The sequence below is a fragment of the Streptacidiphilus sp. MAP12-20 genome (assembly GCF_041262525.1).
Classification (GTDB): Bacteria; Actinomycetota; Actinomycetes; order Streptomycetales; family Streptomycetaceae; genus Streptacidiphilus.
Window position 1 is genome coordinate 43113 of record NZ_JBGCCK010000007.1, and the last position, 19722, is coordinate 62834.

At 71.4% G+C, this 19722-nt stretch carries 20 protein-coding genes; 13 read left to right on the forward strand and 7 right to left on the reverse strand.

The features are described 5' to 3' along the window. The first annotated feature begins 215 nt into the window (after window positions 1–215). Together ABIA32_RS11100 and ABIA32_RS11105 are read left to right on the forward strand one after the other, a co-directional pair. Window positions 216–920 carry a molybdopterin-dependent oxidoreductase gene (locus ABIA32_RS11100; protein WP_370093855.1) on the forward strand — a complete coding sequence of 235 codons (705 nt, stop codon included), beginning with the start codon at window positions 216–218 and terminating at the stop codon, window positions 918–920. Next, complete coding sequence (locus tag ABIA32_RS11105) at window positions 901–1581, forward strand: formate dehydrogenase subunit gamma (RefSeq protein WP_370093856.1); 681 nt, start codon at window positions 901–903, stop codon at window positions 1579–1581. The genes ABIA32_RS11100 and ABIA32_RS11105 overlap by 20 nt, the downstream gene beginning before the upstream one ends. 7 nt (window positions 1582–1588) lie before the next feature. Here ABIA32_RS11105 and ABIA32_RS11110 read toward each other — a convergent pair whose 3' ends face one another. Beyond that, the gene (locus tag ABIA32_RS11110) at window positions 1589–3007 is read right to left on the reverse strand and encodes a glycoside hydrolase family 1 protein (RefSeq protein WP_370093857.1); all 1419 of its coding nucleotides are present in this window, start codon (window positions 3005–3007) and stop codon (window positions 1589–1591) included. A 72-nt stretch (window positions 3008–3079) separates the two neighbouring features. Next, window positions 3080–4912, reverse strand: a complete 1833-nt coding sequence (locus tag ABIA32_RS11115) for a beta-glucoside-specific PTS transporter subunit IIABC (protein WP_370093858.1) — start codon at window positions 4910–4912, stop codon at window positions 3080–3082. 203 nt (window positions 4913–5115) lie between these two features. Here ABIA32_RS11115 and ABIA32_RS11120 point away from each other — a divergent pair, with 203 nt between their 5' ends. Further along, on the forward strand, window positions 5116–5922 hold the full coding sequence (locus ABIA32_RS11120) for an HAD family hydrolase (protein WP_370093859.1): 807 nt from the start codon (window positions 5116–5118) through the stop codon (window positions 5920–5922). A gap of 133 nt (window positions 5923–6055) precedes the next feature. Here ABIA32_RS11120 and ABIA32_RS11125 read toward each other — a convergent pair whose 3' ends face one another. Continuing rightward, the gene (locus ABIA32_RS11125; RefSeq protein ID WP_370093860.1) at window positions 6056–6775 is read right to left on the reverse strand and encodes a TetR/AcrR family transcriptional regulator; all 720 of its coding nucleotides are present in this window, start codon (window positions 6773–6775) and stop codon (window positions 6056–6058) included. 197 nt (window positions 6776–6972) lie between these two features. On the opposite strand from ABIA32_RS11125, the gene ABIA32_RS11130 reads away from it, so the two are divergent. From ABIA32_RS11130 to ABIA32_RS11155, 6 genes are read left to right on the forward strand one after another with little or no spacing between them, the layout of a single operon-like run. Continuing rightward, window positions 6973–8649: an amidohydrolase gene (locus ABIA32_RS11130; protein WP_370093861.1), complete on the forward strand. Its 1677-nt coding sequence runs from the start codon at window positions 6973–6975 to the stop codon at window positions 8647–8649. 32 nt (window positions 8650–8681) lie between these two features. Next, complete coding sequence (locus ABIA32_RS11135) at window positions 8682–10331, forward strand: ABC transporter substrate-binding protein (RefSeq protein WP_370093862.1); 1650 nt, start codon at window positions 8682–8684, stop codon at window positions 10329–10331. Further along, window positions 10331–11278 (forward strand): ABC transporter permease, encoded by a 948-nt coding sequence (locus tag ABIA32_RS11140; RefSeq protein WP_370093863.1) that lies wholly within the window; start codon window positions 10331–10333, stop codon window positions 11276–11278. Before ABIA32_RS11135 ends, ABIA32_RS11140 begins: the two co-directional genes overlap by 1 nt. Continuing rightward, complete coding sequence (locus ABIA32_RS11145; protein WP_370093864.1) at window positions 11275–12168, forward strand: ABC transporter permease; 894 nt, start codon at window positions 11275–11277, stop codon at window positions 12166–12168. Before ABIA32_RS11140 ends, ABIA32_RS11145 begins: the two co-directional genes overlap by 4 nt. Further along, window positions 12165–13181, forward strand: coding sequence for an ABC transporter ATP-binding protein (locus tag ABIA32_RS11150; protein ID WP_370093865.1), 1017 nt, complete (start codon window positions 12165–12167; stop codon window positions 13179–13181). The genes ABIA32_RS11145 and ABIA32_RS11150 overlap by 4 nt, the downstream gene beginning before the upstream one ends. After that, the gene (locus ABIA32_RS11155; protein WP_370093866.1) at window positions 13178–13960 is read left to right on the forward strand and encodes an ABC transporter ATP-binding protein; all 783 of its coding nucleotides are present in this window, start codon (window positions 13178–13180) and stop codon (window positions 13958–13960) included. Before ABIA32_RS11150 ends, ABIA32_RS11155 begins: the two co-directional genes overlap by 4 nt. Before the next feature lie 71 nt (window positions 13961–14031). Here the strand turns inward: ABIA32_RS11155 and ABIA32_RS11160 are convergent, their stop codons facing one another. After that, complete coding sequence (locus ABIA32_RS11160) at window positions 14032–14361, reverse strand: hypothetical protein (RefSeq protein ID WP_370093867.1); 330 nt, start codon at window positions 14359–14361, stop codon at window positions 14032–14034. A gap of 23 nt (window positions 14362–14384) precedes the next feature. On the opposite strand from ABIA32_RS11160, the gene ABIA32_RS11165 reads away from it, so the two are divergent. The 3 genes from ABIA32_RS11165 (at window position 14385) to ABIA32_RS11175 (ending at window position 16942) form a co-directional block, all read left to right on the forward strand. Then, on the forward strand, window positions 14385–15572 hold the full coding sequence (locus tag ABIA32_RS11165) for a DNA glycosylase AlkZ-like family protein (RefSeq protein ID WP_370093868.1): 1188 nt from the start codon (window positions 14385–14387) through the stop codon (window positions 15570–15572). Window positions 15573–15623: 51 nt separating this feature from the next. Continuing rightward, entirely contained in the window at window positions 15624–16547 is a 924-nt protein-coding gene (locus ABIA32_RS11170) for a hypothetical protein (RefSeq protein ID WP_370093869.1), read from the forward strand. A 113-nt stretch (window positions 16548–16660) separates the two neighbouring features. Further along, window positions 16661–16942 carry a hypothetical protein gene (locus tag ABIA32_RS11175; RefSeq protein WP_370093870.1) on the forward strand — a complete coding sequence of 94 codons (282 nt, stop codon included), beginning with the start codon at window positions 16661–16663 and terminating at the stop codon, window positions 16940–16942. Window positions 16943–16981: 39 nt separating this feature from the next. Here the strand turns inward: ABIA32_RS11175 and ABIA32_RS11180 are convergent, their stop codons facing one another. Continuing rightward, the gene (locus ABIA32_RS11180; protein ID WP_370093871.1) at window positions 16982–17476 is read right to left on the reverse strand and encodes a nuclear transport factor 2 family protein; all 495 of its coding nucleotides are present in this window, start codon (window positions 17474–17476) and stop codon (window positions 16982–16984) included. A gap of 104 nt (window positions 17477–17580) precedes the next feature. Between ABIA32_RS11180 and ABIA32_RS11185 the strand changes: the two genes are divergently transcribed. Further along, window positions 17581–18087, forward strand: coding sequence for a hypothetical protein (locus ABIA32_RS11185; RefSeq protein WP_370093872.1), 507 nt, complete (start codon window positions 17581–17583; stop codon window positions 18085–18087). Window positions 18088–18221: 134 nt separating this feature from the next. Here ABIA32_RS11185 and ABIA32_RS11190 read toward each other — a convergent pair whose 3' ends face one another. Both ABIA32_RS11190 and ABIA32_RS11195 read right to left on the reverse strand, forming a co-directional pair. Next, a complete protein-coding gene (locus tag ABIA32_RS11190) occupies window positions 18222–18923 on the reverse strand; it encodes a pyridoxal 5'-phosphate synthase (RefSeq protein WP_370093873.1) in 702 nt (233 codons plus the stop codon). Further along, window positions 18920–19558 carry a TetR/AcrR family transcriptional regulator gene (locus ABIA32_RS11195; RefSeq protein ID WP_370093874.1) on the reverse strand — a complete coding sequence of 213 codons (639 nt, stop codon included), beginning with the start codon at window positions 19556–19558 and terminating at the stop codon, window positions 18920–18922. Before ABIA32_RS11195 ends, ABIA32_RS11190 begins: the two co-directional genes overlap by 4 nt. Between the last annotated feature and the right edge of the window lie 164 nt (window positions 19559–19722).

A 19722-nucleotide genomic window follows, 5' to 3' on the forward strand; every position in this document is an offset into this window, starting at 1 on the left:
GGAACTGCGCGAACAACCACCCTGTGCGGATGGCCCTGCTCGTTCGGATCAGCACCCGCGTGGGTGGCTTGTCGCGCAGTTCCTCGCGCCCGTGAGGTGTTGCAACGTCCCCCTGCGAAGGTCGCCCCTTACCGAAGTGTGACGGGTGCCCGTTCGGCCTGGTCAGGCGGAGGCGCAGGTGGTGGGATGGAGGCATGCAGCGGGGTCGGGAAGACATGAGCGCGCCCGTCGGGCGGCGGGTGGTGTTGGGCGTGCTCGCACTCGGCGCTGCCGGGGTGGCCTTCGGAGCGCGGATCCAGAGCGGCCTCGACAACGTGCTCGCCACGGTCAGCAGCAAGGACCCGACGGGCCTGACCGGGCTGCTGCCGGGTGGGGGCGGCTTCCGCTTCTACTCGGTGGCCTCCTCCATCCCGCACCGCAGCGACACCGACTACCGGCTCACCGTGGATGGGCTGGTCGACCGACCCGCCACCTACACGCTGGCCGATCTCAAGGCGATGCAACAGACCCGGCTGGTCAAGGACGTCCAGTGCGTCACCGGATGGCGGGTGCCCAACACCGAGTTCTCCGGGGTGCTGGTCCGGCAGTTGCTGGATCTGGCCGGGGTGCAGGCCAAGGGCAAGGCGATCAAGCTGACCTGCTTCGACGGCGTCTACACCGAGAGCCTGACGCTCGACGAGGCGCGCCGCGGCGACGTGCTCGTGGCTTATCAGATGAACGGCTCGCCCGTGACGACCGCGCACGGCGGACCCGTCCGGCTCTACGTCGCGCCGATGTACTTCTACAAGTCGGCCAAGTGGCTGTCCGGGATCACCGTGACGGATCAGGTCGAACCCGGTTACTGGGAGAACTACGGCTATGACGTCGAAGCCTGGGTCGGCCGCTCCAACGGACGCAACGATGCCCCCACCTCCGGTTGAGCCCAGGCTGCTACGCCGCTTCACTGCCGCCGAGCGCTGGGTGCACCGGACCACCGCCGTGCTGATGATGGTCGCGATCGTCACCGCGGCCTTCCTCTACGTGCCGCAGCTTGCCGAACTCGTCGGCCGCAGAAGGCTGCTGGTGGTCGTGCACGAGTGGACCGGGGTGCTGCTGCCGTTCCCGCTCGCGGTCGGACTCTTCTTCCGCGGGGTCCGCAGGGACCTGAGCAGGCTCAACCGGTTCGGGCCCGAGGACCGGGGCTGGACCTGGCGGGCGATGCGGCGCGGTACCCGCGCGGCGGGGCCGGCGGGCAAGTTCAACGCGGGCCAGAAGATGTACGCCGCACTGATCGCGGGCGGGACGCTGGTGATGATCGGCACTGGGCTGATCCTCTGGTTCCCGCACCTGGCCGCGCTGGACGTGCGCACCGGCGCGACCTTCGTCCACGACTGGCTGGCGCTGGTGATCGGCGTGCTGGTGCTGGGCCACGTGCGGATGGCGTGGAAGGACCCGGAGGCCCGGCGCGGCATGCGCACGGGCTGGGTGCCCCGCACCTGGGCGCGGCGCGAGCACCGGCTCTGGGAGCAGGAGGAGGCGGCGCGGCAGATGCCGGAGGGGGAGGCGCCCCCCGACGCCTCCCCCTCCGAGCCCAGGCGTTGAGCCTCCGTCAGTCGCGCGTCGCGCTTCCGTTCGCCTTGATCAGCTGCTGGTACCAGAAGAAGCTGTCCTTGCGGTACCGCTTCAGCTCCTTGAGGTCGAACTCGTCCCGGTCGACGTAGATGAAGCCGTAGCGCTTGCGCACGCCCTGGTGGGTCGAGATCAGGTCGATCGCGGACCACGGGCAGTAGCCGAGCATCTCGACGCCGTCGGTGACCGCGATCCGCATCTGCTCGATGTGCGCGTCCAGGTAGTCGATCCGGTACCGGTCGTGGACCGTGCCGTCCGCCTCCAGGGTGTCGAAGGCGCCCAGGCCGTTCTCGGTCACCATCAGCGGCAGCCGGTAGCGGTCGTAGACCTCGCGCAGCGTCGAGCGGAAGCCGACCGGGTCGATCTCCCAGCCGAACTCGTTCACCGGCAGGTGTTCGTTGCGCACCGAGCGGTAGACGCCCTCCTCGCCCACGGCGAGCTGCTGGTCGCCGCCCATCGCGCCGACGTCGGAGCCGGTGCCCAGCGGCGCGGCGACCGTCGCGGTCGAGTAGTAGTTCAGCGCCAGGAAGTCCGGCCTGCCCGAGGCGAGGATCTCCAGGTCGCCGTCGGCGATTTCGGGGGCGATGCCCTTCTCGGTCATCCAGGCCCAGGCGGTCGGGTTGTAGCTGCCTCGGCAGGCCATGTCGAGGTAGAGCCAGTTGCGGATCGCGTTGTAGTCCGCGGCCGCGAGCACGTCCTCGGGCTTGGCGGAGGCCGGGTAGACGACCGAGATGTTGGGGGCCGGGCCGATCTTGCCGTTCGGGACCAGCTCGTGGCAGAGCTGCATGGCCTCGGCCTGGGCCAGCATCATGTGGTGGTTCTGTTGGTAGAGCTCGCGCTGGGGGTCGCCCGAGTCCCCGGCGGTGCCGATCGCCGCGCCGTGGAGGATCATCATGTTCTGCTCGTTGATGGTGAGCCAGTAGCGCACCTTGCCCGCGTACTCGGTGAACAGCACCTTCGCGAAGCGGGCGAAGGCGTCGACGGTGGCCCGGTTGCTCCAGCCGCCCTTCTCCTGCAGCGCCTGCGGCAGGTCGAAGTGATACATCGTCAGAACCGGCTCGATGCCCCGCGCGAGCAGCGCGTCCAGCAGTCGGTGGTAGAAGGCGACGCCCTCGGGGTTCACCTCGCCGTCGCCGTCCGGAATGATCCGGGTCCACGCCACCGAGAAGCGATAGGCCCTAAGGCCGAGCTCGGCGAAGAGCTCCACGTCCTCCTCGAAGCGGTGGTAGTGGTCCGCCGCGACCTTGTAGTCGGTGGTGCCCTCGGGGAAGTTGATGCGGGCGTCCTGCACGGAGCGACCCTTGCCGTCCGCGTCCCAGGCGCCTTCGACCTGGTAGGCGGAGGTGGAGGCACCCCAGAGGAAGTCGGGGGAGAAGGGGGCGAGCTGCTTGTAGTCCATGGTGTGCTTCCTTCCGGATGCGGCGATGAGACGACGGGGCGAAGGGGCGAGGGGGCGTCAGGCGAAGAGTGGTCAGGCGAGGGTCAGCAGCGCTTCGCCGCTGCGCAGTTCGGTGTGCTCGGTGGCGGTGACCGGGCCCAGCTGCTCGGGGGCCGCGGTGACGACGACCATGGTCACCGGGTCGTAGCCCTCGGCGAGGATCGCGTCGATGTCGAATTCGCCGAGCAGTTGGCCCAGTTCGACCTCGGTTCCCTGCACGGCCACCGGGTTGAAATGCCTGCCTTCCAACTGCACGGTGTCGATGCCGACGTGGACCAGCACCTCGACGCCCTCCGGGGTGCGGATGCCGTAGGCGTGCGGCATGGCGCTGACCAGCGTGCCCTCGACCGGCGCGTGGACCTGGCCGACGCTTGGGGTGATCGCGGCGCCGTCGCCGAGCAGTCCGGCCGAGAACATCGGGTCCGGCACTTCGGCCAGCGGCAGCACGGCGCCCGCCACGGGAGCGGCGACCTGCACCGGGCCGGTGGTTCCGGCGGCCGGCGCGTTGCTCTCCTCCGTCTCTTCGGGGATGTCCTTGAATCCGAGGGCCATGGTCAGGCCGAAGGCGAGCGCCATGGCGACCGCCGAGCCGATCACCTGGAGCGTGAAGTTGCCGACGCTGAGGTAGGCGGGCAGGGTGAGCGCGCTGGCCAGCACGAAGGTGTTGGCGGCCGAGCCGCCCGCCGAGGCGATGCCGCCGCCGACCGCGGCCGCGACGCAGGCGTAGATGAAGGGCTTCTTCAGCCGCAGGGTGACGCCGTAGACCAGCGGCTCGGTGACGCCGGCGAGAAAGCCGGAGGCCGATGCCGGACCGGCGAGGCTCTTGAGCGAGCGGTTGCGGGTGCGCAGGAAGACGGCCAGGCCCGCGCCGACCTGGGCCAGTACCGAGGAGATGAGCGGTCCGGAGAGGACCGAGTGACCCTGGGTCGACAGGTCGTTGATCATGACCGGCACGACACCCCAGTGCACGCCGGAGATCACCAGCACCTGCCAGAAGCCGCCGAGCAGCGCCCCGCCGATGATCGGGCTCAGGCCGAAGACCCAGGTGACGCCGCTGGAGACACCCTTGCCCGCGTAGTCGGCCAGGGGGCCGATGGTGAGCAGCGTCAACGGGACCACGAGGGCCAGCGTCAGCATCGGGGTGAGGAAGTTGCGGACGCTGGAGTGCAGCACCTTGTCGAGCAGCCGCTCGACGTGGCTCTGCGCCCAGACCGCGATCAGGATCGGCAGCACCGAGGAGGCGTAGGAGATCAGCACCATCGGCACGCCGAAGAAGTGGACCGCCTTGCCGGCGTCGTGCAGCTGGATGATCGCCGGATAGAGCAGCGCGCCGGCGATCGCCATCGCGACGTACATGTTCGCCTGGAAGCGCTTGGCCGCGGTGGCGGCGAGCAGCACCGGCAGGAAGTAGAACAGCGCGTCGCCCGCCGCGTTCATCACCAGGTACTCGTTCGAGGCGGTGGAGATCCAGCCGAACTTGGCGACCAGGGCCAGCATCGCCTTGAGCATCCCGGCCCCGGCCATCGGCCAGAGCAGCGGGAGGAAGATGCTGGAGATCATGTCGATCGCGCGGGCCGCGAGGCTGCCGCCGGGTGCGGGCGCGCCCTGCTCGCCGCTGGTGAGCTTGGACTGCTCGCCGATCGCGGCGTGGACGTTGGGCACCTCGTTGCCGATCACGACCTGGAGCTGGCCGCCCGCCTCGACGACGGCGACGACGCCCGGCGTCGCCTCCAGTTTCGCCTTGTCGACGGAGCCGCCGTCCTTGATCTTGAAGCGCAGCCTGGTGGCGCAGTGGGTCAGCGAGTTGACATTCGATTCGCCGCCCACAGCGGCCAGCACCTGCCCGGCCGTTTCGCGGTAGTCCATGGTGAGGTCTCCTTTGACCCGCCGTGAAGGGGCCCGATTCTTGGGCTCGTCTTTACCCTTCCTCAGCGCCCACCCGCAGTTCGGAGGCCTTTGGTCCCGAGCGCGCCGCCGTTTGTCACCTTGTCGACGTTCGGCGTCGATGTTTGGCGCCGACCGATGGATTCGGGTACGTATGAGAGGGAGGAACCACCAGAAGGAGCGCCGTGCCCGTGCCGCCGTACGACCTGATCGCCACCGACCTCGACGGCACGCTGCTGCGCACGGACCACACCGTCTCGGCCCGCAGCCGCGCCGCGCTGGAGACCGCCGCGCAGGCGGGCATGCGGCACGTCGTGGTGACCGGGCGGCCCGCCAACTGGGCGAAGGGTGTGCTGGATTCGATCGGTTACACCGGCCTCGCCGTCTGCGGTCAGGGCGGTCAGCTCTACGACTCGGGCGCGGACGCGCTGCTGACCTCGGTGACGCTGGACCGCCAGGACGCGGGGCTGGCGCTGGCGAAGGTCGAGGCCCAGGTGGGCCCGCTGGCGCTGGCGATGGTCCAGGACGGCCTGGACGGCGAGGTGCTGTTCGGCCCGGGCTTCGGCACCCCCGGCGCCGGTGCGGACGCGACCGGACGGGTGGATGACCTGGCGGAGCTTTGGGCCCGCCCGATCGGCCGCGTCATGGTCCGGCACCCGACCCTGGGCGACGACGAACTCGCTGCAGCGGTCAGGGAGTTCGCGGGGGATCTGGTCGACGCGGTGGTGGCGGGGCCGACCTGCATCGAGGTGCTGCCGCGCGGGCTGTCCAAGGCCGTGGGCCTCGAGCTCGCGGTCGAGCACCTCGGCGTCGCGGCCGAACGCACCATCGCCTTCGGGGACATGCCGAACGACATCCCCATGTTCGCCTGGGCGGGCCACTCGGTGGCGATGGCCAACGCCCACGACGACCTCAAGGCCGTCGCGGACGAGGTGACGCTCGGTCACATGGACGACGGCGTGGCCGTCGTGCTGGAACGCCTGGTCGCCTGAGAGCGACAGCTCGCCGTTCGGTTCACCGCGCCGGATCCGGCGCTTCCCGGCCGAAGGCCGCGAGCCGCGGGAGAGCCCCCGCCTGGCCCGGCCCGGCCCTGCCGGGGCGCGGCGTGAGCGTCGGGGTCCGGGCTCAGCCCGCCTGCTGCTTCGCGCGGTCGATGCGAACGGCGAGGCCGTCGAGGAAGGTCTCGAGTGTCATCCTGAAGACCTCGGTGTCGTCGCGGTAGAGCTCGGTCAGCCGCTGCGCGCTCTGGTGCAGAAGCGGGAACTCCTCTTCCGGCAGCATGCCGTACTTGACCGCCCAGGCCGCCTCGTCCTTGGCGTGGATGTCCGGTCCCAGGCAGGTGAACGCGGCGGAGTACTGCGTCAGCGCGAGCGTCAGATCCAGGAGTTGGCGGTAGTACTCGGCTGCCTCCAGCACCGGCAGGCCGGCCCGGTGCAGCACCGCGATGACCTCTTCGACGCCGCTCGTCTCGGCAGGGCTCGCGGTCGTGCGGGCGGCGGCGAGGACAGCCAGCGCCGGGCGCGCGAGGTAAGCGGTGCGCACGCTCTCCGCCGTGACGGTGAGCCAGGTGCGCCAGTCGTCCGACGATCCCTCAGGGAGCTGGGCGCGGGCCAGTTTGGCGTTCTCGCGGATCACCAGATCCGTCAGGGCGAGCACGAGTTCGTCCTTGTCACGGAAGTGCCGGTAGACCGCGGTCGGGTCCGCGCCAAGCTCCTTGCCGAGCCGGCTGAAGGTGAGCTGGCCGCCGCCCTCCGGCGAGCAGAGGCGCAGCGCGGCCTCAAGGATCGACTCCCGGGTGAGCGCGACACGCCGCTTCGACGTCTGCTCCGCCACTTGGGCCTCCACGCGAGCCCCTCCTCATCGTTCGCCTCGTGCTGCCGGCCGGCCCCCCGAGCCTACGGCGCTGCGGAGGGATGCTTCATCCGATCGTAACGAGGCGCCCCTGTCAATGGCATTGACAGTGGCTTTGTCACCGGCTTTGCTTCTCCAAACATCCGGCAGCGCTGCCCCCGGTTTCCGTCCCACCTTGCTCAGGAGCGCCCGTGCACCGCGATCACCATCCCGCCGACCTGGTCTTTCTCGGCGGTCCCGTCTACACCGTTGATCCCGCTCGCTCCTGGGCAGGGGCGGTCGCCGTCCGCGACGGGCGCATCGTCGCCGTCGGCCAGGACCACGACGTCCGCCCTCTGATCGGAACCGGGACCGAGGTCGTCGACCTGGCCGGCAAGCTGCTGCTGCCCGGCTTCCAGGACGCCCACGTCCACCCCGTGCTGGCCGGCACCACCCTGCTCAGCTGCGATCTGCACGAGCTGCACACCGCCGACGCGTACGTCGCCGCCATCGCCGCCTACGCCGACGCCCGGCCGGACGCCGCCTGGATCACCGGCGGCGGCTGGAGCATGGAAGCCTTCCCCGGCGGCACCCCGCACCGCTCGCTGCTGGACGGCATCGGCACCGTCGGCAACCGCCCGGTGGCGCTGCCCAACCGCGACGGTCACGGCCTCTGGGTCAACAGCCGTGCGCTGGAGATCGCCGGCATCGACGCGAACACCCCCGACCCGGCCGACGGCCGGATCGAGCGCGACGCCGACGGGACGCCCACCGGCATGCTCCAGGAGGGCGCGGCCGAGCTGGTCACCCGGTTCATACCGCCCGCCTCCGACGAGGACTTCTACCAGGGTCTGCTGGCCGGCCAGGCGTACCTGCACTCCTTCGGCATCACCGGCTGGCAGGACGCGGGCGTCGGCGCCAGCTTCGGCCCCGGCGACGTCTACGGCGCCTACCTGCGCGCCGACCGCGAGGGCACGCTCACCGCACGGGTCCGCGCCGCGCAGTGGTGGGACCGCGAGGGCGGCCTGGAGCAGCTCGCGGGCTTCCAGGAGCGCCGGACCGAGGCCGAGCAGGGCGGCGAGCGCTTCCGCGCGGGCACCGTCAAGATCATGCTCGACGGCGTCGCCGAGAACCACACCGCCGCCATGCTGGAGCCCTACCTCGACGGCTGCGGCTGCTCCTCCGGCAACGCCGGCATGGACTTCGTCGACCCCGAGAAGCTGGGCGGCTACGTCGCCGAACTCGACGCGGCCGGCTTCCAGGTGCACTTCCACGCGCTCGGCGACCGCGCCGTCCGCCACGCCCTCGACGCCGTCGAGGAGGCGCTGCGCCGCAACGGCGACCGCGGCAACCGCCACCACCTGGCCCACCTCCAGGTGGTGCATCCCGACGACATCGCGCGCTTCCGCGCCCTCGGCGCCACCGCCAACATGCAGCCGCTCTGGGCCTGCCACGAGCCGCAGATGGACGAGCTCACCATCCCTTTCCTGGGCGAGCGCCGGGCCGGCTGGCAGTACCCGTTCGGCTCGCTGCTGCGCGCCGGGGCGATGCTCGCGGCCGGCAGCGACTGGTCGGTCAGCACCCCGGACGTGATGGCGGGCGTCCACGTCGCGGTCAACCGCACCGGCGAGGAGGACCCGAACCGGATCCTCGGCCCGGAGCAGCGGATCGACCTCGGCTCCGCGCTCGCCGCCTACACGGCCGGCACCGCCCGGGTGAACCACCTCGACGACGTGACCGGCTCGATCCAGACCGGCAAGCTCGCCGATCTGGTCGTGCTCGACCGCGACCCCTTCGCCGGCCCGTCCCAGGCCATCGCCGAGGCACAGGTACTGCGCACCTACGTCCAGGGCGAGCTGGTCCACGTCGTAGAGTCCGCCACCCGCTGACCGCCCACCGCTCACTGCTGAGGAGACGAACTGTGCAGAACAGAATGCTGCGCGCTGCCATCGCCGTTGCGTCGGTGGCCCTGCTCGCCACGGCCTGTAGCTCGGGCGGCGCGGCCAAGACCCCGGACGCCAAGAGCAACTTCTCCACCGCCCAGGTGACCACCGCCCCCGGCACCAAGGCCCTGTCCAACCTGACCTGGTCCGGCGACTACCGCGCGCCCTACTCCGAGGACCCGCTCAAGACCGCCGACTACCCCGAGGAGACCATCCTCGGCAACGTCTGCGAGCCGCTGATCCGCGTCGCCCCCGACTACTCGATGCACGCCGGCATCGCCAAGTCCTGGTCCCAGCCCGACCCGAAGCACGTCGTCGTCGAGCTCGACCCGCGTGCCACCTTCAGCGACGGCAAGCCGGTCACTACCGAGGACGTGGTCTACAGCCTGGTCCGCAACCTCGACCCGGCGGTCGCCAGCAACTACACCGACTCCTACAACGACGTCGACACCGTCAAGGCCACCGGCCCGCACCAGATCACGGTCAGCCTGACGAAGCCGGACTACATCTTCGTGCGCAACCTCGGCATCCTCGGTGCGGCCGTCGTGGAGAAAGCTTTCGCGGTCAAGGCCGGTGCCAACTTCGGCAACGCAGGAGTCGGCGTCGTCTGCAGCGGTCCCTACACCGTGCAGTCCTTCGACGGCACCAACCAGATGGTGCTGAAGAAGAACGCGAAGTACTGGGACCCGAGCCGGGTGGCCAAGGCCGACACGGTCACCTTCAAGTTCCTCGCCGACCCCTCCGCGCTCGCCAACGCCCTGTCCTCCGGGGCCCTTCAGGGCGCGTTCGACCTGCAGACCTCGACCATCCCGCAGTTGAGCAAGACCGCCGCGGGCAAGCTCTACGTCGGCGAGCCGGGATCGACCACGCAGAACGTCGACCTGATCGTGTCCAGCTTCGCGGGCGGCCTCGCCGACGCCCGTACCCGGCAGGCGCTCAGCATGGCCATCGACCGGGTCGGCATCGCCAAGGCGATCTACGGTGGCGCTGCCGATCCGCTCTACACGGTGGCCGGTCCCGGCTTCTGGCTGACCAGCCCGGCCAAGGCCACCTACCAGGCCGCCTACGACAAGCTGGCGAAGGCCCCCGACATCGCCGCCGCCACCAAGCTGGTGCAGGCGGCGGGCGCCACCGGCAAGGAGGTCAGCATCGCCTACGCGGCGGGCACCCCCTCGCAGACCCAGCTGGCCCAGGTGCTGCAGCAGACCGGTCAGGCGATCGGCCTCAAGGTCAAGCTCGTCGGCCTGCCTGACCAGCAGTACGGCAGCCTCTTCACCGATCCGAAGGCCCGTGCCTCCTACGACGGCTTTCTGACGATCAACTACCTCGAGTACCCCGAGGCCGCGACGATGTACGCGAGCTACGCCACCAAGACCGGTGTGCAGAACTTCAACGGCTACACCAGCCCCGGCGTGCAGGCCGCGCTCGACGCCGCCCAGGCGACGCAGGACCCGCAGGTCCGCGCCGAGGCCACCCTGAGGGCCCAGGCGATCCTGAACAACGACCTGCCCTGGATCCCGATCGTCCAGCCGCGCGCGCTGCTCTTCCAGGGCAAGGACGTCACCGGTGCGCCGCTGACCTTCTCCTACATGGACAACGCGTGGGTCACCGCTGTGGGGGCGCCCTGATGGGTCGGCTCCTCCTGCACCGCCTGGGCGGACTGCTGACCACGCTGTTCCTGTCGAGCATCGTGATCTTCGGCAGTCTGTACCTGGCACCGGGCAGCCCGGAGAACGTGCTGTTCGGCAACCGCCAGCCCACCCCGGAGGCCCGCCTGATGGTGCGGCACCGGCTGCACCTGGACCAGCCGCTGCCGGTCCGCTACTGGGACTGGCTGACCGGCGTCCTCCACGGTGACCTCGGCACCTCGATGGTCACCGGCCAGCCGGTCGCCGACCGGATCGGCGCCGGGCTCGGCAACACGCTGATCCTGGTACTGATGACGATGATCATCGTCGTCCTGGTCGGCATGGGCGCCGGCCTGGCCGCCGCCCTGCTGCCGGGGCGGGTCGACGGCGCGGTCTCCATGCTGACTTCGGTGTCAGTCACCGTCCCGCCCTTCGTCGCCTCCACCCTGCTGATCTCGGTCTTCGCGGTGCGGCTCGGCTGGTTCCCGGCCTCCGGGCTGGGCGACGGAGTGGCCGGCAAGATCCAGGGCCTGATCCTTCCGGCCTGCGCGATGGCGCTGATCTCCTGCGGCTTCCTGGCCAGGGTCACCCGCAACGCCGTACGCGAGCAGGTGGAACGCGAGCACGTGCAGACCGCGCTGGTCCGCGGCCTGCCCCGCTCGGCGGTGCTCCGCAGCCACGTGCTGCGCAACGCGCTGCCGCCGATCATCACTGCGGTGGGCCTGCTCACCGCGGGGACCTTCGCCTCGACGCTGGTCGTCGAGTCGGCCTTCGCGGTGCCCGGCATTGGGCAGTTGACCATCCAGTCGGTCGCGCAGAAGGACTTCCCGGTCGTCCAGGCCGTGGCCCTGCTGCTGGTGGGCGCGTTCGTCCTGTGCAACGCGGCCAGCGACCTGATCCAGGCCGTCGTCGACCCGCGGCTGCGCGAGGCAGGGAGCACGTCATGAAACACCTCTGGACCCGGGCGTCGGCCTCGCTCGGCCGCTCGGGAATGCTGTCCGCGGCCTTCCTGGTCGTGGTGCTGGTCGCCGCGGTCGCGGCGTCACTGGTCGCCCCGGCCGACCCGAACCAGCAGAGCCTGCTGGACGCGTACTCCGGCCCCTCGGGAGCGCACCTGCTCGGCACGGACGGCATCGGGCGGGACATCCTGTCCCGGCTCGTCTTCGGCGCGCGGACCAGCCTGCTCGGCCCGGCGCTCGTCGTCGGCGTCTCGCTGCTGATCGGCATCCCGCTCGCCCTCGCGGCGAGCTGGTACGGCGGCTGGGTGGACGGCGTCGTGGCCAGGGTCTTCGACCTGGTCTACGCGTTGCCCGGGCTGCTGCTCGCCGTGCTGACCGTGGCGCTCTTCGGTCCGGGCCTGACGCCCGCCGTCGCGGCGCTGTCGGTGGCCTATGTGCCGTTCCTCGCCCGGATCGTGCGGGCGGCGGCGCGGCAGCAGCGGGTCAGCCCTTACGTCGACGCGCTGTCGGTGCAGGGCTTCGGCGTGCTGCGAATCAGCGGGCGGCACATCCTGCGCAACATCGCGCCGGTGGTCGTCGGTCAGGCCGCGATCGCCTTCGGCTACGCCCTGCTCGACCTCGCCTCGCTCTCCTACCTGGGCCTCGCGGTCCAGGCGCCCACGTCCGACTGGGGCGTCATGGTCAGCGACAGCGACGCGCTGATCAAGGGCTACTGGCTGCCGGTCATCGCGCCCGGCGTGCTCATCGTGCTCACCGTGCTGGCACTGACCGTCCTCGGCGCCCGGATCAGCGGCGAGAAGCCGCCCGGCTACCTGCGCCGGTCCCGGCGGGCAGCCGCCGCCGTCAAGGAGAAGTCGACCGTGGGAGCCGCCGCATGAGTGCCGACGCACCAGCTGTTCCGCTGCTGGAACTGACCGGCCTGACGGTCGACTTCACGACCGAGGACGGGGTCTCGCGCACCCTGCTCGACGGCGTCGACCTGAGCCTCGCGCCCGGGGAGGCCCTCGGCCTGGTCGGCGAGTCCGGATCGGGCAAGTCGATGACGGTGCGGGCCATCACCCGGCTGCTGCCGCGTGCGGCGACCGCCTCCGGCACGATCCGCTTCGAGGGCGCCGACGTCGGCGCGATGGACGCGGGCGCGCTGCGCGGCTACCGCGACGGCGGCGTCGGCCTGGTCTTCCAGGACCCGCGCGCCCACATCAACCCGACCCGCAAGATCGGCGCCTTCCTCACCGAGGCGCTGGTCCGCAACCGGCACCTGGGCAAGAAGGAGGCGCTGGCGCGCGCGGAGGCGGTGCTGGCGGAGGTCGGCATCGACGACCCGGCGCGGCGGCTGCGTCAGTACCCGCACGAGGTCTCCGGCGGCATGCTCCAGCGCGTGATGATCGCGTCGGTGCTGCTGGCCGAGCCCCGGCTGATCCTGGCCGACGAGCCGACCACCGCGCTGGACGTCACCATTCAGCGCGAGGTCGTCGGCATCCTGGACCGGCTGCGCAGGGACCGGGGGATGGGCATGGTCTTCATCACCCACGACCTCGACCTCGCCCTCGCCGTCTGCGGCCGGGTCGCGGTGATGTACGCGGGCCGGATCGTCGAGCTGCGCTCGGCGGAGACCCTGCACGAGCGGGCCGCGCACCCGTACACCCTCGGCCTGCTGGGATCGCGTCCGGCGATCGACGAACGGTCGGAGCGCCTGTCGGCGATCCTCGGCCGACCGGTCTCGGCCTTCGAGGCCGGCCCCGGCTGCGCCTTCGCGCCGCGCTGCTCGTTCGCGACGGAGACGTGTGAGACGACCCCGCCGCCGCTGACGGAGTTCGACGGCGGCCTGGTCCGCTGCGGCCGGGTCGAGGAGATCCACGCGCACCGCAAGAGCGAGGAGGCCAACGCATGACTGGGATGAACGCGGTTGAGGTCCACGGCCTGAACAAGTACTTCAAGGCCCACCATGCCGTCGCCGACGTCAGCTTCACCGTCCCGGCGGGTGGCTCGCTCGGCATCGTGGGGGAGTCCGGTTCCGGCAAGACCACGATCGCCCGGATGCTGATCGGCCTGGAACGCCCCAGCAGCGGCACGATCGCGGTCATGGGGCGCGACCGCAGCCGCCCGGCCCGAAGCGGCAGCGAGCGCAACGCGAGGGCACGGGAGCTGCAGATCGTCTTCCAGGACCCTTACACCTCCCTCGACCCGAGCCAGAGCGCCCGCGCCGCGGTCGACGAGGTCCTCCGCCACCACGGCGGCCTCTCGTCGGCCGAGCGGGCGTCCCGCCTCGACGAACTCGTCGACCAGGTCGGCCTCACCGACCGCCAGGCCCACGCCCGCCCCCGCGACCTCTCCGGCGGCCAGCGGCAACGCGTGGCCATAGCCCGGGCGCTGGCGGCGCGGCCGAAGGTCCTCGTCCTGGACGAGGCGGTCTCCGCCCTGGACGTCTCGATCCAGGCCCAGATCCTCAACCTGCTGGCCGACATCCGCGCCGAGACCGGCCTGGCGTACCTGCTCATCTCCCACGACCTCGCGGTGGTACGGCAGTTGTGTGACACGGTGCTGGTGCTCCGGCGCGGCCGCGTGGTCGAACAGGGCGACTGTGGTCACGTCCTGGACGACCCGCAGGAGGAGTACACCCGCGCTCTGCGCGAGGCCGTCCCGGTCCCCGGCTGGACGGTGGGCGCTTAGCGCTGGGAGCAACCAAAGGTTCCATGTTCTCGCGGGGACAACCCCTGGGTGCGCACCCAGGGGCTGCAGGCTCAGGCGGGGGAGATGGTGACCGTCGCCACCGTGCCGGGCTTCGCGTCGGGCAGGGAGATGTCCGCGAGGCCGTACCAGGTCTTGCTCGGCTGACGGAGGTCGATGTCCGCCCGGGGCGCGCCGGTCACGGCGATCGAGGCGCCGAACGGGTAGACCGACGGCGGGAGCGCGACGCGGGTCGGGGCGTCGACGCCGTTCACGCGGTAGCGCAGCGTCCAGACCTTGGTCGCAGGGTCGTAGGACTCGCTCACCGGGCTGCCCGCCGAGAGCATCGGCGCGGAGGCGGTGGCAGCCGCGGGTGCGGCGAGGCCGGCGGCCCTGCGCAGCACTCTGCCCCGGCATACTGACTGCTATGACCTCCCTGCTCGACCCCGCCCGTCTCCGCGCCTGGTGGGCGCACCGTCAAGGGCTCGACGGCTCGCTCCTCGGAGTCGACGCCGCGACCGTCTTGGCCCGCGCCGGTTGGGCCCGGTCGGTCGGCGGCGCGGCGCCCTACCTCGGGCTCTTCGCCCGCGCCGGGCTCTCGCGTCAGCAGGTCGACGACGCCGTCGCCGCGCTGGAGATCCACGAGCTGCCCTCCGCGCGCGGCTGCACCTACGTGCTCCCCGCCGAGGACTTCGCGCTCGGCCTCACCGTTGGAGCGGACGCGCCCGCCGGCGAACTGTCGGCGGCACAGAAGCACCTGCGCGTGCGGGAGGCCGAGATCGACGCCTTGTGCGCGGCGGTCCTCGGGGCGCTGGACGCGGCCGACGTTCCGCTCGACCCGGCGAAGATCAAGGACGCGGTCGGCGGCGCCGTGCGCAACCTGGGGGAGGCGGGCAAGAAGCGCGGCGTCATCACCACGCTGCCGCTCGCCCTGGGCTTGCTCCAGGCGAGCGGTGAGATCCGCCGCGTGCCCGTGAACGGCCGCCTCGACCAGCAGCGTTACGGCTACGTCCGCTGGCACGAGACTCAGGTGACCCACGGCGATCCTGAGGTCGAGCTCGCCCGCCGCTACTTCGCGTGGGCGGCGCCGGCCACGCTCGCGCACTTCCGCTGGTTCTCCGGCTTCACCGCCGCCCAGGCGAAGGCGGCCGTCGCGCCGCTCGGTCTGGTCGCGGTCGACGGCACGAACCTGTTGCTGCCGCCCGATCTGGCGGACGAGTTCGCCGCCTACCGTCGCCCGGAGGAGCCGCAGTACGCGTTGCTCGCGGGGATCGACGGCCTGCACCTGCTCCACCGCGCGCTACCGCGGCTGATCGACCCGGCCGACGCCCAGCGGCCCGTTCCCGGCGCCAAGGAGGGCCGGGTCTTCGGCGGCGACCTGGATCCGCAGTGTCACATCGTCGTGGACCGCGGACGGATCGTCGGATTCTGGGAGTTCGACCCGAGCGTCGGCGAAGTCGTGCACCAGCTCTTCGTGCCCATGGACGCCGCACTCAAGGACGTGCTCGCCCGCACCGAGACCTTCGTTCGCGACGAGCTCGGCGACGCACGCGGCTTCAGCCTCGATTCGCCGAAGAGCCGAGCGCCGAAAATCAGGGCCATGCGGGAGGGCTGACAGCGGCTTGACGCCCCCCTATGCTGACGCCACGTCTAACAAGGGGGGCCCATGCCGACCGCGCCGACGAGTCGACCGCTCAGCCCGGTGGTCCGCTTCGCCATGGTGGTGCCGCTGACGCTCGGCGCGGCGTACGCCGCCCTGCTGCTGACGCTCGCGTCCTCACACACCGAGCTGCTCTTCGCCTGGACCATGTCCCCCGTCAGCGCCACCCTGATCGGCGCCGGCTACGCCGGCAGCTGCGCGATGCTCTGGCTCTGCGCGGCGCGGGCACGGGAGTGGACCCACGCGCGGGTCACCGTGCTCAGCTCCTCGCTCTTCATGCTGCTGATGCTCGCCGCGATCCTGCTCGACCGCGGCACGCTGCACCTCAAGGGCGGCGAGATCGTCGCCGTTCTGGCCGCCTTCGGCTGGTTCGGCGTGCACCTGGTCGCCCCGCTGGTCGGCGCAGTCGGGCTCGGGGTCCAGTGGTTCCTGACCAAGGGTGCGGAGCCGGACCGGCCCGAGCCGATGCCCTGGTGGGTCGCGCTGCCGACCTTCTGCTCCGGGGCCTTCCTCGGCGTGCTGGGCGTGCTGCTCTTCGCGGCGCCGGGCTGGGCGGCCCGGCACTGGCCCTGGACGGTGAGCCGGCTGGACGTCCGGGTGCTCGCCGGCTTCGTTCTGGCCTTCGGCGTGGCGATGCTGATGACGGTGCGCGAGCGCGAGCTGCGCCGGGTCCGGCACGGCATGGCGGCGCTGATCGTGACGGGCGTGCTGGGGCTGGTCGGCCTGGTCCGCTACGGCAGCGAGGTGCACTGGAGCTCGCTCGGCGCGTGGGGGGTCGTCGCGGTGCTGCTGCTCTTCGTTGGGATGGGGCTCGCGGGACTGGGTCTGGCCGTGGTGCTGCCGCAGTCGATCCCCTCGGCTTCCCCACCTGCCACCGCCGTCGCACAGGTCACTCCCGCACCGTCTTCCGGTGCGGGCAACCCCGCCTGAGTAGGTGTCAGTGGTGCGGGGTACGCTCAGCAACTGGACGGACAGTTGCACACCGACCTCACGGGGCGGATAGGCTTCGCATCACGGCCCTGGTGCCTTCCAAGGGGTGGGACATGGAACAGACGCAACACCTGCGCAGTCGGCCGCGCATTCCGGCGGTCCAGTGCGGCACGGGTGCGGCGAGCCGTCGGCTCGACCGGCACCTCTCGGTGCTCGGCGCGCCCGCGCTCCCGCAGATCGAGGTCGCCGAGGCGGTCGGCCTGATAAGGGAGCTGACGCCGCGCGGTCTCGGCACGCCGTCCGCGCCCGCACGCCCGAACCGCTTCTCCCGCACGGTGCTCCTCGCGCCGCTGCGGCGGCTGACCCGCTCGCTCTTCGGCAGCCGGGCCAAGTAGCCCGGCCGCCCGAGCAGGTCACGACGGACAGAGATTCGACTACTCCGCCGTGGCCTGCTTCAACACGACCTGATACGCCTTCTCCTCGCCGCGCTCCGCGAGTCGCCACCCCGCCTCGGTGCGCACCAGCTTGTCGAGATACCAGAGCCCGCACTGCAGCAGTCCGCCGTCGTCCGGCAGGGGCATCGGGTTGTGACACATGGTCCGGGCGGTCGCCCGGTCCCCGTCGATGTCCACCAGCATGTTCGCCACCAGGTGCTGGGTGGCCGGGAACAGGGGCAGGACGGATTCGAGGAAGGCGCAGATCTCCGGCACGGTCCCGCGCGGGCCGCCGAGGGCGGTGTAGTCGACGACGGCGTCCTCGGTGAACACCTCCTTGAGCGCGGCCCAGTCGCGGCTGTCGATGGCGTGCGCGTAACGGGCGAACAGTTCCTGGATCTCCAGGCGGTCGGACATCTCCTGCAGCGTCAGCATGCGCGCCAGTGTGGGCGCGGCCGTCGGAGAAGAGAAGACCTGCGCGATCCGTTCGATCACTGGTTCGGGCTAGTGCAGGGCGCGGGGTCGGGCTGCGGCTCTTACGTTCGGAGTGGTAGAGCCCGCGTTGATCGCGGGCCGCTCGCGACGAGAGGCACGACGTCATGCTTACATCCCGGCGCCCGACCATGGTCCTGCTCTGCGGTCTGACGGCAGCGACGCTCGCCACGACGGCGGCCTGTTCCAGCAGCACGAAGAACGCGGTGTCCAACGTCGCCAGCGGAAAGGCGTCGGCGGCGGTGTCCGCCGCGAAGAGTGCCGCGTCGAGCGCCGCGTCGAGCGCGAAGGCGGGTGCGTCGAGCGCGGCCGCCAGCGTGAAGGCGAGCGTCTCTGCGAAGGCGAATCCGACCTCGACCGCCGTCCAGAAGCAGGTCACCCAGGGCGCGTACTGCGCGCCGGACGGCGCGCAGGGCGTGACCAAGGTGGGCGTGGCCATGACCTGCGCGAAGGACTCCGCGGGCAAGGACCGGTGGGCCTCCGCGGTCAGCAGTTCCGCTTCCGCGACGGCGGGTCAGTTCTGCGCGACCACTGGCGCGACGGCGACCGGCGCGAACAACACCAAGCTCACCTGCAAGGCCGGCTCCGACGGCCGCGACCGCTGGACGAAGTAGCTTCGGACGAGGGACGTTGCACCTCCAGGGGCGCGGGGAACCGCGCGACAAGCCACTGGCATGCGGATGGTCCTCAACGCGCAGGGCCATCCGCACAGGGTGGTTTCTCGCGCAGTTCCCCGCGCCCCTGGAGGTCACGGCCAGAGGAGCTCGCGTGTCCAGGGGCCGTCTGCGCGCGGAGCGCTGTAGCGGACGCGGATGTGGCCGCGGCCGGGGACGCCCTGCCAGAACTCCACGGAGACCGGGCGCACGGTGAACAGCGCGTGGTCCGGGGCGACCGTCGTCGGGTCTGCCTCGATTCGGGCGAGCGCCGCCGCGAAGGCGTGGGGGAGGGCGGCGGGGTCGGTCAGCGCCTCGCTCTGGTGGCCGACCAGGCTCGCCGCGCGGGAGCCCGGCAGGCGGTCGAGGAAGTCGGCGGCGGCCGTCGCCGCGTCGGCGCGGACGACCGGGCCGCGGGCCCGGATCTGGCGGCCCTGCTCGCGCCAGTGGAAGCCGATCGCCGCCTGCGGCTGTCCGGCCAGCTGCCGCGCCTTCGGGCTCCCGGCGTCCGTGGCGAAGGTCCACCCCTCGGCGGTGGCGTCCCGTAGCGCGACGACCCGCAGATCGGGGCAGCCCTCGGCGTCGATCGTGGCCAGCGACATCGCATGCGGCTCGCGCACCCCACGCGCCACGGCCTCGGCGAACCACTCCAGAAACAGCGGAAACGGCTCCTCGGGCGCGGCCCCGGGATCGAACCCGGGTAGCTCGCCCGCCAGCATCGGCAGCCCGAACAGCAGTTCCCGCACGCTGCGAGCCGGCCCGGCCGCCGCGCCGTCCGCGCCGTCCGTGGCGCTCACGCCGCGCTCAGAGCCGCGGAGATGGCGCGGGGGAGGCGGTCGAGGTAGTCGCGGGTGATGGGGCCGCGGGTGACCAGGAGGTGCCAGTAGAGGGGGCCGGCGATCAGGTCGAGCGCCAGGTCGGGGTCGGTGCCGGGACGCAGCTCGCCGCGGGTGACCGCGCGGGCGACCAGCGCCGCGCTGGACTCGCGCTGGGCCTCCCGCAGGGCCAGCGCGAGGGTGTCGGCGATCTCCGGATTGCGCGCCGCCTCCGCCAGCAGGTCGGGCACGATCTGCGCGGCGAGCGGATGCCGCAGTACCCGGTGCACGACCTGGACCAGCAGCCGGAGGTCTTCCAGCAGCGAGCCGGTGTCCGGCAGGACGATGCCGGTGCTGACGACCTCGGAGACGACCTCGATCACCATCGGCAGCTTTGAGCGCCAGCGGCGGTAGACCGCCGTCTTCCCGACGCCCGCGCGCCGCGCGACCGCCTCGATCGACAGCCGGGCGTATCCCGTCGTCGCGAGCTCCTCGAAGACCGCCTCACGAATGGCTTCGGTCACATCGTCGCGCAGCAAGGCTGCCCCTGTGGGTGGACGCTTGGCCTCCGCAGCCGCAGCCGGTTCAAGCACCGGTTCGGCTACTGCTGCAGGCATCGACTGCGTTCCCATATGCTCCCCTGTCAGCACTGGCGACTGTCGCGACTCCGGTTTCCGAGGCCCTACGATACGCCAGCGTAGCGACGTAACGGTTGCGTTCCGTCGGTCGGCCCCGTTAGCGTCCTACCCAGGACGAGACGATACCGTTTCGTCCTGTCCAG